The sequence below is a fragment of the Nocardiopsis sp. NPDC055824 genome, from assembly GCF_053616335.1.
Map to the genome: position 1 here is coordinate 18,968 of NZ_JBSHDN010000066.1, position 12,847 is coordinate 31,814.

General features: G+C 72.8%; 10 protein-coding genes. 3 read left to right on the forward strand and 7 right to left on the reverse strand.

The genetic code is table 11. The features are described 5' to 3' along the window. Positions 1-58 precede the first annotated feature (58 nt). Positions 59-2,113 carry a helix-turn-helix transcriptional regulator gene (locus ACWGL3_RS15550; protein WP_267945313.1) on the reverse strand — a complete coding sequence of 685 codons (2,055 nt, stop codon included), beginning with the start codon at positions 2,111-2,113 and terminating at the stop codon, positions 59-61. A 102-nt stretch (positions 2,114-2,215) separates the two neighbouring features. Here ACWGL3_RS15550 and ACWGL3_RS15555 point away from each other — a divergent pair, with 102 nt between their 5' ends. Then, positions 2,216-3,328 (forward strand): DUF3866 family protein, encoded by a 1,113-nt coding sequence (locus ACWGL3_RS15555; protein ID WP_267945314.1) that lies wholly within the window; start codon positions 2,216-2,218, stop codon positions 3,326-3,328. Positions 3,329-3,631: 303 nt separating this feature from the next. Here the strand turns inward: ACWGL3_RS15555 and ACWGL3_RS15560 are convergent, their stop codons facing one another. The 6 genes from ACWGL3_RS15560 to ACWGL3_RS15585 form a co-directional block, all read right to left on the reverse strand. Beyond that, on the reverse strand, positions 3,632-4,645 hold the full coding sequence (locus tag ACWGL3_RS15560) for a methionyl-tRNA formyltransferase (protein ID WP_267945315.1): 1,014 nt from the start codon (positions 4,643-4,645) through the stop codon (positions 3,632-3,634). 214 nt (positions 4,646-4,859) lie between these two features. Then, a complete protein-coding gene (locus ACWGL3_RS15565; RefSeq protein ID WP_267945316.1) occupies positions 4,860-5,957 on the reverse strand; it encodes an FKBP-type peptidyl-prolyl cis-trans isomerase in 1,098 nt (365 codons plus the stop codon). A gap of 151 nt (positions 5,958-6,108) precedes the next feature. Continuing rightward, complete coding sequence (gene pafA / locus ACWGL3_RS15570) at positions 6,109-7,467, reverse strand: Pup--protein ligase (RefSeq protein WP_267945317.1); 1,359 nt, start codon at positions 7,465-7,467, stop codon at positions 6,109-6,111. 111 nt (positions 7,468-7,578) lie between these two features. Continuing rightward, positions 7,579-8,328: a proteasome subunit alpha gene (gene prcA, locus ACWGL3_RS15575; protein ID WP_267945318.1), complete on the reverse strand. Its 750-nt coding sequence runs from the start codon at positions 8,326-8,328 to the stop codon at positions 7,579-7,581. 56 nt (positions 8,329-8,384) lie between these two features. Further along, on the reverse strand, positions 8,385-9,227 hold the full coding sequence (prcB, locus tag ACWGL3_RS15580) for a proteasome subunit beta (RefSeq protein WP_267945319.1): 843 nt from the start codon (positions 9,225-9,227) through the stop codon (positions 8,385-8,387). A gap of 168 nt (positions 9,228-9,395) precedes the next feature. Continuing rightward, positions 9,396-9,599: a ubiquitin-like protein Pup gene (locus ACWGL3_RS15585; protein ID WP_267945320.1), complete on the reverse strand. Its 204-nt coding sequence runs from the start codon at positions 9,597-9,599 to the stop codon at positions 9,396-9,398. Positions 9,600-10,318: 719 nt separating this feature from the next. Between ACWGL3_RS15585 and ACWGL3_RS15590 the strand changes: the two genes are divergently transcribed. Further along, positions 10,319-11,443 (forward strand): S1 family peptidase, encoded by a 1,125-nt coding sequence (locus ACWGL3_RS15590; protein ID WP_267945321.1) that lies wholly within the window; start codon positions 10,319-10,321, stop codon positions 11,441-11,443. Between the two features lie 168 nt (positions 11,444-11,611). Then, on the forward strand, positions 11,612-12,793 hold the full coding sequence (locus tag ACWGL3_RS15595; protein WP_452461447.1) for a S1 family peptidase: 1,182 nt from the start codon (positions 11,612-11,614) through the stop codon (positions 12,791-12,793). The last annotated feature ends 54 nt before the right edge of the window (positions 12,794-12,847 follow it).

The window sequence follows — 12,847 nt, forward strand, 5'->3', positions numbered from 1 at the left end:
GTTCACCTTATCCCTTGCGGAGTGACCGCCACCCCTGCCCCCGGTGAACAGCTGGGCCTCACTCGGGCGACGAAGTGGTCTCGACCAATTTCCCACAGGATTGTTCTGTGCGGTAGTACTCCAACGCCCGCAGTGCTTCGGCGCGCGCCTCCTCGGCGAGCGCTCCGGGCGCCACCACGCGCCCCTCCGGCCCCAGCATCAGCGCGAGGCGCACCACCCAGGCGGGGGCGGGCGTGCGCAGTGTGGCGCGGACCCCTCCCCCGGGGAGCTCGGTCACCGACTCGCACACGTAGTCCTCGGTCACCCAGCCCGCCGTGGGCTCCAGGTCGAGGGTGACCTGGGCGTCGCGGTCCGAGCGCTGGAGCACCCCCGCGGACAGGTCGCGGCGGCCCACCCCCTCGGGGACCTCGGCGGCGTAGGGCAGGACGGTGAGCTCCAGCACCCTGTCCAGGCGGAACAGGCGCACGTCCTCGCGCAGGTGGCAGTACCCCTCCAGGAAGGGGTAGCCGTCCTGGACGACCAGGCCCATGGGGTCCACATCGCGTTCGGTGACCTGGTCCAGGTAGCCCGACAGGTAGCGCAGGTGCAGGCGCTGCCCGGCCTCCAGGGCGTCGGCGCAGCGCCGCTGGGTCCGGGCGACCTGCTCGTCCCCCTCCACCCGTACCTGGACCGAGTCGGCCAGGGAGCCCAGGGCGGCCCCGGCCGCGGTGCGCAGCTTCTCCCCGACCCGCTTGAGCGCACCGCCCTCCAGTCCCTCGGTCTCGGGGAGCGCCTCCAGCAGGGACAGGCCCACGACCAGGCTGGCCGCCTCGTCGGCGGTGAGCCGGAGCGGCTGGGCGAGGGTGTCGGCGTTGGCGATGATGATCTCGCCGGTCTCCTTGGCCGCGTCGAGGTCGACGTCGATGAGGTCGCCGGGCGTGTAGCCGGGCAGCCCGCACATCCAGAGCAGGCTCAGGTCGGCGACGACCTGCTTCTCGCTGAGCCCGAAGTGCTGGGCGACCTCCGGGACGCGCACGTCGCGGCCCAGGGCGTAGGGCACCAGCATGAGCAGCCGGCGCAGCTGGTCGGCCGAGCGGGGCCCGCGCGCGGGGGCGTCGGTCCCCCCGGCTCCGCCCGTGCCGACGGGCTCGGACGCGGCGGCTCCGGCCGACCCGGCCGTGGCCGCCAGGTGGGCCGCCATCGCCTCGCGGGCCCCGGCGGGCTCGACGATCTCGGCTCGCGAGCCGAACGAGGCGACGCGCCGCACGAGGGCGGGGGTGTCCGAGTAGGGATAGCTGAGGGTGTCCCAGCCGTTGCCCGAACCGTCCCTCTCCCCGGGGACCACGCGCAGGGCGCGGCGGCGCAGGGCGTGCGCGGAGTCGGCGCGCACCCGCAGGAGGGCGGTGCGCTCGGGCTCGGCGGTCTGGCCCGCGACCACCGAGCGCAGGTCGACCCCCTCGGGGATGACCACGTCGGGGCCTCCCCGCAGGACGGTCACCTCTCCCCGGATGCGGCCCAGGCGGAACACCCGGCGCGCGTCGCGCAGCCGGTCGTGGCCGACCACGTACCAGTGGCCGCGCAGGTTGACGATGCCCCAGGGCTCGACCTCGCGGGTCTCGGACTCGGCCTGCCCCGGCTTGCGGTAGTCGAAGGAGATGGGGCGCCGGTCCCGCACCGCCTGCCAGACGGGGCCGAAGGAGGGCTCGTCGGTGCGCATCGCGGGGGTGAGCCCGGGTGCGGCCTCGCTGTCCACGGGCACCCCCGCGGAGCGGAGCTTGAACAGGGCGTTGGCCGCCGCCTCGCCCAGGGAGGCGTGCCTCCAGGCGCGGGCGGCCAGGCCCAGGACGAGGGCCTCGTCGGGAAGGAGCTCGATCTCCGGCAGCTCGTAGTCGGAACGGGAGATGCGGTAGCCCTCCTCGCCGCTGACCGCGTCCCCGGTCCCGACCTGGATGGGGATGCCGCTGTCGCGCAGTTCGCGCTTGTCCCGCTCGAACATGCGCTTGAACGCCGACTCGGTGTCCGCCTCGGCGTAGCCGTGCACCGTCTGCCTGATCTCCTGGGCGGTCAGGTGGCGGCGTGTGGACAACAGACAGATGACCAGGTTCAGCTGTCGTTCCGTCTTCCTGCGAGACATCGTCCGCACCCTTCTCGCCCGCGCATGGTGGATGGACCGGCCGGGGTGCGCTCTGGCGCGTCGTCCCTACTCCGGTTCAGCAACGACGGTACCGTGCCTGGCATGATCCGGTGGCGCCGTGGTGAAGTCCGTCAGCTCCTCCCGTCCTGGCCGGGGGTCGCCCTGGCCCTGGTGGCGGTGGACCCCGCCGACGAGGGGGACGGGGTCACGGAGGGGACAGGCACGGGCCCCGTGGCGACGTGCCGTGCGCTGGCCTACACCGACCTCGTCGGGGAGCCCGGGGTCGGGGACTCCGTGCTGCTCAACACCGGGGCCCTGGACCTGGGTCTGGGGACGGGCGGGTACGCGCTGGTCGTGGCTCTCCCGGACCGCCTCCCCGCCGACCGGGAGGGGCCCGGACACCTGGTGAAGGCCCGCTACACGCCGCTCCAGGCGACCGTGCTGGGCGCGGACGAGCAGGGGTCGCCCCACCACGGGGTGCTGCGGTCCGCCGACGGCGTGGACGGCATGCCCGTGGTGGTGGCCGACCTGCACTCGGCGCTGCCCGCGGTGGTCGCCGGGGTGCGCGCGGAACGGCCGGGGACGCGGATCGTCAACGTGATGCTGGACGGCGGGGCCCTGCCCGCCGCGTTCTCGCAGCTGGTGGGGGCACTGCGGGAGGAGGGCCTGGTCGAGGGGTGCGTGACCACCGGGCAGGCCTTCGGGGGCGATCTGGAGGCGGTCACCGTGCACTCCGGGCTGCTGGCGGCCCGGCACGTGATGGGCGCGGAGGTGGCGGTGGTGTGCCAGGGGCCGGGGAACCTGGGCACCGGCACCCCGTGGGGGTTCTCGGGGGTCTCCTGCGGCGAGGCGGTCAACGCGGCGGCCGTGCTGGGCGGGCGCCCGGTGGCCGCGCTCCGGGTGAGCGAGGCCGACGAGCGCGAGCGGCACCGGGGGGTGTCGCACCACAGCATGACCGCGTACGGGCGCGTGGCGCTGGCCCGGGCGGACGTGGTGGTGCCGGTCCTGCCGGGGGTGTTCGGCGAGCGCGTGCGCGCCCAGGCCCGGCCGCTGGGTGAGCGGCACACCCTGGTCGAGGTCGGCGTCGACGGCCTGGAGGAGGCTTTGGCGGCCCTGCCGGTGAAGGTGTCGACGATGGGCCGCGGGCTCGACGAGGACCGGGCGGCGTTCCTGAGCTCCGCCGCGGCGGGCCGCCACGCGGCGGCGCTGCTGTAGGGTCCGCCCGGGACCGTCCACAGCCCCTTCCCCCGCGCCCTCCGGTGGGGTTTCCTGGATACAGGGGGCCCACGGCTCCGTCGGCCCGGTGCTGCCCGGGACCGCCCGTGCGCACACCCCTCGCGCCCGCCGGACCCGCCCGGGACGGGGTGGGACGCCCCGTGTGCGCCCCGGCGCCCGCCGGACGCGGCGTTCCGCCCGTCCGCACCGGCCCTGCCGTTCCCGGTGCCTGTGCGCCTCCCGGCCCGCCGCGCCCCGTCCGGCGGCAGGGCCCCACGGCCCCGGGCCCCGGAGGCCCGGTTCTCAGGCGCTCTGGAGCGCGTCCGGGCTCGGCGCCTGCCCGGGCACCGGCACCCTGCGGGTGGAGGCGAGCATGTGCTCGGAGGGTGCGTCGAAATAGGCGCCCGGGCGGAACATGGACAGCGAGGTCGGCTCGGCCCGCACCCCCTCGTCGACCCGCAGCGACTCGGGCACGAACACCGTTCCGTCCCCGCAGGTGATCCCCCACCTGCGCCCCTCCCCGACCGAGACCACCTGTCCGGGGTCCCCGCCCCGGGCCTCCCCGTGCAGCGCCCCCGCGCACAGGGTGATCCGCGCGCCGCCGAACATCGCGAACGCCCCCGGGTAGGGGGAGGCGAGCGCGCGCACCATCCGGTCCACGTCGCTCCCGGCGGCGGTGAGGTCGAGGTGGCCGTCGCTGGGCCGCCTGGTGGGCCACACCGACGCGTGTCCGCTCTGCGGCCGCCGCGGGGCCGAGCCCTCCAGGAGGTCGTCCAGGTGCCGGACCAGCAGCTCCGACTGGAGGTGGCCGACCCGTTCGTAGAGGCCGGTGGCGGTGGCGTCGGCCGGGACGTCGAACCAGCTCTGGTCGACGATGTCGCCGGTGCCGGGCTCGCGTTCGAGGTGGAAGAGGGTGACCGCGCTGGAGCGCATGGCGCGCAGGATGGTCCAGGGGATGGGCGCGTACCCCCGCCCGACCGGGAGGGGCGAGGGGTGGAGCCCGACCGCGCCCAGCGCCAGCGGGTCCAGCACGTCCTCCTGGACCAGCTGCGACCACCCGGCGACGACCATCAGGTCGACGCCGTGCGCGGCGAGGGCGTCCCGGACCTCGTCGGAGTTGATGTCCGGGACGCGCAGGTGCGTCAGGTCGTGGCGGCGAACGACGGACTCGTAGTCGAGGTACCCGCAGCGGTGGGCCAGCTCCCCCGAGTAGGACACCACCAGGGCGGGCGGGCGCCCCTGGGCGCAGAGCTCCTCCAGGGCCGCAACCCCGAGGCGTAGTCCTGACACGTAGCAGTAGCGCCTTCGGTCCGACATCACTCCCCCTCGCCTGTCCACGGATCCTCCGACTCTACGCACGGGGACCTCGTCCGGCCCGGGACCGCACCCACCGGGCGTGTCAGGCCCCGGCGCCGCGCAGGGGCCCGCCTGCCCCGGGGCCCGGACACGCCGGGGCGCGAACGGCCCCGGACACGCGACCGCCCCCGCGGGAGGCCGGCGGGGGCGGTCGTACGCGTACGCGCGGAGGCGGCTACTCCCCGCCCTCGGCGGGGTCGGCCTCCTCCTCGGCGCCCTCCTCGGGGGCGGCTCCGCCTTCCTCCTCGGCGGGCGGCGGGTTCTTGTAGGACCCGAGCACGTCGACGACGAAGACGAGGGGACCGGCGGGAGCGCCCATGGTCTCCTCCTCCGTCGCGCCGTAGGCCATGTCGGCGGGAACGGACAGGAGCAGGCGGCTGCCGACCGGCTGGCCGACGATGCCCTCGTCCCAGCCCTCGATGACGGCTCCCGCGCCGATGGTCGTGTCGAACGGGTCGCCGCCGCGGCTCCACGTGGAGTCGAAGGACGGGTGCTCGCCGTTGTCGTCGGCCTCCCAGCGCACGCCGGTGTACTGGACGATGACCTGCTCGCCCTCCTCCACCTCGTCGCCGGTGCCCTCGATGAGCGGGACGACCTCCAGGTCCTCGGGGGCCTCCGCGTCCTCCGGGAACTCGATGGTCGGCTCGCTGTGGCCCTCCTGGGTCACCACGGGCAGGCCGTCGCCGCCGTCGGTGCTCTGCTCCCCGGGCACGACCGAGCCCTTGTTGAAGCTGTTGACCAGGTCGATGACCAGGACGCTGGCGCCGGCCGGGGCGGCCTGTCCGGCCGCCTCCGCCTGGGCCTGCTCGTCCTCGGTGAGAGGGGGCATGACGTAGACGGCGCGGCTGCCGACGGGCTGGTTGACCAGCACCTCGCTGATCTGCTCCGGCATCTGCTCCATGCGGATCAGGTCGGGGGCGCCGGTCTCGTAGCTGGACATGCCCTCGGCGAGCTCGCCTTCGCCGGGGCCGGTCCACTGGTACTGGACCACGTTGGCGACGACCAGGTCGTCCGCGCGCACCAGCTCGTCCTCACCCGAGCCGGCGCTGACGATGCCCGAGATCTCCTCGTCCGGCGGGTCGGACTCGGGGAAGGCGACCTCCGGTTCCTCACCGACCTCGCCGGTGACGGTGGGCAGCCGTGGGTCGAGCTGGTCCCCGTTCATGCGCAGGAAGGCTGGCGTTCGCCATTCCTCTGGGATGCTTCCGCAGCTTGAGACCGCCAGGGTGATGGCGGCCAGCGGCACCGCGAGGGCGGCGGCACGTCGGTGCATGAGTCACAACCTCTGATTTCCGGCTTGGGACAGGGTCACACTACCGAAAAGTAGGGCCGTAACCACCCCCGGGAGCGCACCGAACGCCAGAACCCCGCCGCGGAGGGCTTTCGTCCTCCGGGCGGGGCCCGTGTCCGACTGCTGCGGAAGGTCACATTCCGGCGATGAGCTTCTCCACGCGCTCGTCGACCGACTTGAAGGGATCCTTGCAGAGCACGGTCCGCTGCGCCTGGTCGTTGAGCTTGAGGTGCACCCAGTCCACCGTGAAGTCGCGGCGCTGCTCCTGGGCACGGCGGATGAACTCCCCGCGCAGCCGGGCCCGCGTGGTCTGCGGGGGCACCGACTTGGCCTCGAAGATCTTCAGGTCGCCGACCACGCGGTCCATCTGGCCGCGCTTCTGCATGAGGTAGAAGAGTCCGCGGTCGCGGTGGATGTCGTGGTAGGTCAGGTCGAGCTGGGCCACGCGCGGCGACGACAGCGACAGGTCGTGCTTGTCCCTGTAGCGCTCCAGGAGCTGGTACTTGGCGACCCAGTCGATCTCCCGGGCGACGGTGTCCAGGTTCTGGGTCTCGACCGCCTCCAGGGTGCGCTGCCACAGGTCCAGGATGCGCTTGCCGGTGGCGTCGGTGCCGTGCCGGTCGACGTAGCTCTGCACCTTGTCCAGGTACTCGCGCTGGATCTCCAGTGCGCTGGCCTCGCGGCCGTTGGCCAGCCGCACCTTGCGCCGGCCGGTCATGTCGTGGCTGACCTCGCGGATCGCCCGGATGGGGTTCTCCAGCGTGTAGTCGCGCATGACGACCCCGGCCTCGATCATGCGCAGGACGAGGTCGGTGGAGCCCAGTTTGAGGAGGGTGGTGGTCTCGCTCATGTTCGAGTCGCCGACGATGACGTGCAGGCGCCGGAAGCGCTCGGCGTCGGCGTGCGGCTCGTCGCGGGTGTTGATGATGGGGCGGGAGCGCGTGGTGGCGGAGGAGACGCCCTCCCAGATGTGCTCGGCCCGCTGGCTGACGCAGAAGAGGGCGCCCCGGGGGGTCTGGAGGACCTTGCCGGCGCCGCAGATGATCTGGCGGGTGACCAGGAAGGGGATGAGCACGTCGGCCAGGCGGCCGAACTCCCCGTGCCGTCCGACGAGGTAGTTCTCGTGGCAGCCGTAGGAGTTGCCCGCCGAGTCGGTGTTGTTCTTGAACAGGTAGATGTCGCCGGCGATGCCCTCCTCGTGCAGGCGCTGCTCGGCGTCGACCTGCAGCCCCTCCAGGATGCGCTCGCCGGCCTTGTCGTGGGCCACCAGGTCCACGAGGCTGTCGCACTCGGGGGTGGCGTACTCGGGGTGGCTCCCCACGTCCAGGTACAGCCGGGCGCCGTTGCGCAGGAACACGTTGCTGCTGCGCCCCCAGGAGACCACCCTGCGGAAGAGGTACCGGGCGACCTCGTCGGGCGACAGCCTGCGCTGTCCCCGGAAGGTGCACGTGACCCCGTACTCGTTCTCCAGCCCGAAGATCCGTCGTTCCACGCGGCCTCACCAACTTCCCGTCACCGGGGTGCGGACGACGGGCCCTCGCCGTCCGCACCCGACCGGCCGGTGCGGCGCCTCGGGCGCGCCGCACCGTCGTCATCGTTCAGATCACTCGTCGGCCTCGTCCTCGGTGCTGTCGCCGCCCGGGGCGGCAGCGCCTCCGGCCTTGCCCTCCTCGATGAGGGCGGTCAGGCGACGGCCTTGGATGCGGCGGAACTTGCGGTGCTGCCTGGAGCGCTCCAGGATCGCGACCTCCAGGTTGGAGGCCTCCAGCTCCCGCTCCTCGCCGTTCTCGCGCGCGAGGGCGCGGGTGGCCGCGTTGAGGGCGGCGCTGAGCGGGGCGTCGGCTGCGAAGCGGTCCTTGAGCTGGGTGGAGACGTGTTCGGACGATCCGCCCACGGCCACGAAGCCCTGTTCGTCGACGATGGAGCCGTCGAAGGTGATGCGGTAGATCTCGTCGTCGTCGGCGGTGTCCCCGACCTCGGCGACGACGATCTCCACCTCCCAGGGCTTGAGGCTCTCACTGAAGACGGTTCCGAGGGTCTGGGCGTAGATGTTGGCGAGCTGGCGCCCGCTGACGTCGCGGCGGTCGTACTGGTACCCGCGCACGTCGGCGAACCGAACGCCCATCAGGCGCAGGTTCTCGAACTCGGGGTAGCGGCCGACGGCGGCGAAGCCGATGCGGTCGTAGAGCTCGCTGATCTTGTGCAGTGTGCGGGACATGTTGTCCGCCACCATGAGGATCCCGCCCTCGTACTGCAGGACGACGGCGCTGCGGCCGCGCGCGATGCCCTTGCGCGCGTAGTCCGCCTTGTCCTTCATCTGCTGTTCGGGGGCGACGTAGAACGGCATCGACACCGCGGATCGTTTCCTTACCTAGTCGGGAGAAGTCTGGGGTGGGGACGGCTGCCGGATCAGCCCAACTCGACGGTGGGGCCGTCGGGGTGCTCGGCGCGCCCCTCGACCACCTCCGTCGCCAGGCGGGCGACGACCTCGACGGGCAGGCGGCGGTGGCCGTCCTCGGTGATGACGTCGACGAGGGGGAAGATCTTGCGGTGCAGGTCGGGTCCGCCCGTGGCGGAGTCGTCGTCGGCGGCGTCGTAGAGGGACTGGAGCGCCACCTTGGCGGCGCCGGTCTCGTCCAGGTCGTCGCGGTAGAGCTTCTTGATGGAGCCCCTGGCGAAGACCGACCCGGAGCCGATGGAGTGGTAGCGCTGCTCCTCGTAGCGTCCGCCGACGGCGTCGTAGCTGAAGACCCGTCCCACCCCGGTGTTCTCGTCGAAGCCGACGAGGATCGGGACGACGACGAAGCCCTGCATCGCCATGCCGAGGTTGCCCCGGACCATCTGGGCGAGCTTGTTCGCCTTGCCCTCGAGGGAGAGCGAGCGGCCCTCCATCTTCTCGTAGTGCTCCAGTTCGACCTGGTAGAGGCGGGCGAGTTCGATACCGATCCCGGCGGAGCCCGCGATGGCCACCGCGGAGTACTCGTCGGTCCGGAAGACCTTCTCCATGTCGCGGTTGGCGATGACGTTGCCCTGGGTGGCCCGGCGGTCGCCCGCCAGCAGGACTCCCCCGGGGAAGGTCAGGGCGACGATGGTCGTCGCGTCGGGCGTGAGGTGTTCCGTCCCACCTCCGGCCGGGAGCTTGTGCCCGGGCAGCATCTCGGGGCTGACCGAACTGAGAAACTCGGTGAAGGACGAGGTTCCCGCACTCATGAAAGCGGCCGGCAACCGTCCGCCCTCGAACCCTTCGAACACGCGACTCCCTCCACTCGCGCCCCACCCCGGCGTGGGGGCGGGTGGGGCGCCTGTTGTCCTTGTTTTCGGCGGCCGGGCGGTGCTCCGGCCGATGAGACTGACCCTAGTCGGGCGCACGGCGGTGCCGGGGGCGCCCGGGTGCGCTGTCAGCGAACCGCCGCGGAGCGGCTACTCGCCGCCCTTCTGCACGAACTGCCGGACGAAGTCCTCGGCGTTGCTCTCCAGCACGTCGTCGATCTCGTCGAGGATGTCGTCGACGTCCTCGTCGAGCTGGTCCTTGCGTTCCTGGACGTCCGCCGCCGCCTCGGTCTCCTCGACCTCCTCGTCGCGGCGCGAGGCGTGCTTCTGACCGCCCGTGTCCTTCGTCGCCATGGCGTCTTCCCTCCCGTTCGGGCTCCCGTTCGGGGCTCTCGCCCTTATCTTGGCCCAACACCGCGCGACTCAACCCCCTTCCCGGGGCCCGATACCCGCTAGTTACCTCGGATCGTCCGATGTGCGCGCGGCGTGGCCCGCGCGGGCGCCCGTTTCGCACCGGGCGTGTCTCCCGGAGCGGCTCCCGGGGCGTTCGGCCCCCGGGCCCGCACCTCCGAGCAGAACGAGATACATCGCAATGCCGTTCGGAAAACGCACGCCCGTTCGCCAGGCAAACAAAGTTACCCATGAGTTACCGCTCTGACCTTTGCAGTTACATATGCGTGGCCGAACCATCACAGATGGCACCCGGTTCCAGTGGCCGGATCCGGCCACACAACACCCCTTGCGCCGAGAGCCGATGTGTGATCCGAAAATGATCACAGTAGGAAACTACAAGGTCAGACATGTCGTGACGATGAGTGATCGGGACAAAAGCATCGGATCATCACATGATCCTTTCGTCACGTGAATGAAATACCAGGTTCTCGGTCCTTTCGTTGCCCAAGATGTGCACTTAACGTGGATGAACGTTGACCGAGTGTCTTGACTGCAGGACATACGGCGAACCGGCCGGAGTTTTCGTCTCATCACGGGCTCCGGTCCGGGGTCCGACGCCCTCGCCGGCGGGTGTCGGGCCCCGAACCCCCGTCAGAATTCCCCAAGGAGAGTAGGGATCTATGCGACCCTCCCCCGTTATCTCCGCGATCGGCACCGGCGCACTCGCGTTCGGCCTGGCGTTCTCCGTGACGCCGGGCGCGACCGCGGCGGTCGTCCCCGCCGAGCCCGCCGCCAGCGGCGGGTCCGCGACGATGCTGGAAGCCCTCGAGAGGGACCTCGGCCTCACCCCGCTCGGGGCCGAAGCACTTCTCGAGGCCCAGGAATCCGCCTTCGAGACCGACACCGAGGCCACCGAGGCCGCGGGAGACGCCTACGGCGGCTCCCTGTTCGACCCCGAGACACAGGAGCTCACCGTCCTGGTGACCGACGCCGCGGCCGTCGACGCGGTCGAGGCCGCCGGCGCCGAGGCCACCGTGGTCTCGTACGGCACCGAGGGCCTGGCACAGGTCGTGGACGAACTCGACGCGGTCGGCGCGCCCGAGGGCGTCGTCGGCTGGTACCCGGACGTGGAGCGCGACACCGTCGTCATCCAGGTCACCGAGGGCGCGAGCGCCGACGGCCTCATCGAGGCCTCCGGGGTGGACGCCTCCGCCTTCGAGGTGCAGGAGACGGTCGAGGCGCCCAGACTGCTGGCCGAGATCGTCGGCGGCGAGGCCTACTACATGGGCGGCGGCCGCTGCTCCATCGGCTTCGCCGTGCAGGGCGGCTTTGTGACGGCGGGCCACTGCGGCACCGCCGGCACCACCGCCGAGAGCTCCGACGGCACCGGCTCCGGTGTGTTCGAGGAGTCCGTCTTCCCCGGCAGCGACGGCGCCTACGTCGCTGCCACGTCCAACTGGACCGGGACGAACCGGGTCGAGGGCAGCTCCTCGACCGTCTCCGGCTCCACCCAGGCGCCGATCGGGTCGGCCGTGTGCCGCTCCGGCTCGACCACCGGCTGGCACTGCGGCACCATCGAGGCCCGCGGCCAGACGGTGAGCTACCCGGAGGGCACGGTCGAGGACCTGACCCGGACCGACGTCTGCGCCGAGCCCGGCGACTCCGGCGGCTCGTTCATCTCCGGCTCGCAGGCCCAGGGCGTCACCTCCGGCGGCTCCGGCGACTGCACCTCCGGCGGTACGACCTACTACCAGGAGGTCGGACCGCTGCTGAGCTCGTGGGGGCTCAGCCTGGTGACCGGCTGACCCCGGCCGCCGACCGGGCCGACCGGGCCACCACAGCGCGTCCCCGTCCGCACCCGCGGGCGGGGACGCCTGCCGTCTCCGTCGTCCACAGGGGCAGAGGACGTCTGGCGCCGAGCGGACTTCCGGGTTCTCCTGGAGACACCCCTCCCCCCAGGAGAACGGACGACCATGCACGCCTCCCCCTCCCCCGTGCCGCGAACCGCCGGCGCCCTCCTCGCGCTCTCCCTGAGCACCGTCCTCGCCTTCGGATCCGCGCCGGCGCCCTCGTGGGCCGCCCTCCCCGCCGCCCCGGACTCCACCGCGCCCGCCCGCCCCGGGTCCTCCGCCGGTCCGGCCGACGCCGTCGCAGCGCAGTTCGGCCTGAGCCCGTCGGCCGCCCGGGACCTGTTCAGAGCCCAGGAGGAGGCCGCCCGTGCGGACGCGGAGGCCGCCGAGGCCGCCGGTCCCGCCTACGCGGGCTCCGTCTTCGACAGCAGCACGCTCCGGCTGACCGTCCTGGTCGACACCCCCTCCGTCGCCGAGGAGGTGCGAAGGACCGGAGCGCGGGTCGAGGTGGTCCCGCGCTCCGCCGACGAGCTGGACGGCGTCGTGGCCGGCCTCGACGCGGCCGGGCCCCGCGCGGGGGTCGTCGGCTGGTATCCGGACCCGTCCGAGGGCGCCGTGGTCGTCGAGACCGTGGGCGGGGCCTCGTCCGAGGCCGCCGCCCTCGTCGAGGACGCCGGTGTGGACCCCGCCGCCGTGCGGGTGCGGGAGGGCGCGGAGCAGGCGGTCCCCTACGCCGAGGTCGTCGGCGGCCGCCTGTTCCGGACCGGCGGAGGCGTGTGCACCATCGGCTTCGCCGCCACCGCCTCGGGGGAGCCCGGCTTCCTGACCGCGGGGCACTGCGGCACCGCGGGCGCCCCGGTGGAGAGCATCCCCGCCGGGGCCTCGGGAACCTTCCAGCACTCGCAGTTCCCCGGCTCCGACGGCGCGTTCGTCCGCGTGGGGCCCGGGTGGACCCTCACCAACCTGGTCGACGACCAGGCCGGGGGGTTCGTCGAGGTCACCGGCTCACAGCCCGCGCCGATCGGATCGACCGTGTGCACGTCCAACCCCTACAACGGGTGGCGCTGCGGCAGGATCCTGGGCCGCAACCACACGGTGAGCTACCCGCAGGGCACGGTCCACGGCCTGACCCGGACCGACGTGTGCTCGGGTCCCGGGGGCTCCGGCGCCCCCTTCGTCGCGGGCTCGCAGGCCCAGGGTGTGACCTCCGGCGGCTCCGGCAGCTGCGTCTCGGGCGGCACCACCTACTTCCAGGACGTCAACCCGCTCCTCGCCATGTGGGGCCTGGAGCTGGTCACCTCCTGAGGCCTGCCGCCGTCTCCGCCCCGTGGGCGGCCGGCGTCCCGCAAGGGCGCCGGC

Bases quoted from the DNA above. Each gene is read 5' to 3' on its own strand.
- ACWGL3_RS15595 (WP_452461447.1), top strand. From the start codon at position 11,612: ATGCACGCCTCCCCCTCCCCCGTGCCGCGAACCGCCGGCGCCCTCCTC.
- ACWGL3_RS15555 (WP_267945314.1), top strand. From the start codon at position 2,216: ATGATCCGGTGGCGCCGTGGTGAAGTCCGTCAGCTCCTCCCGTCCTGG.
- ACWGL3_RS15560 (WP_267945315.1), bottom strand. From the start codon at position 4,645: ATGTCGGACCGAAGGCGCTACTGCTACGTGTCAGGACTACGCCTCGGG.
- ACWGL3_RS15565 (WP_267945316.1), bottom strand. From the start codon at position 5,957: ATGCACCGACGTGCCGCCGCCCTCGCGGTGCCGCTGGCCGCCATCACC.
- ACWGL3_RS15585 (WP_267945320.1), bottom strand. From the start codon at position 9,599: ATGGCGACGAAGGACACGGGCGGTCAGAAGCACGCCTCGCGCCGCGAC.
- ACWGL3_RS15550 (WP_267945313.1), bottom strand. From the start codon at position 2,113: ATGTCTCGCAGGAAGACGGAACGACAGCTGAACCTGGTCATCTGTCTG.
- ACWGL3_RS15590 (WP_267945321.1), top strand. From the start codon at position 10,319: ATGCGACCCTCCCCCGTTATCTCCGCGATCGGCACCGGCGCACTCGCG.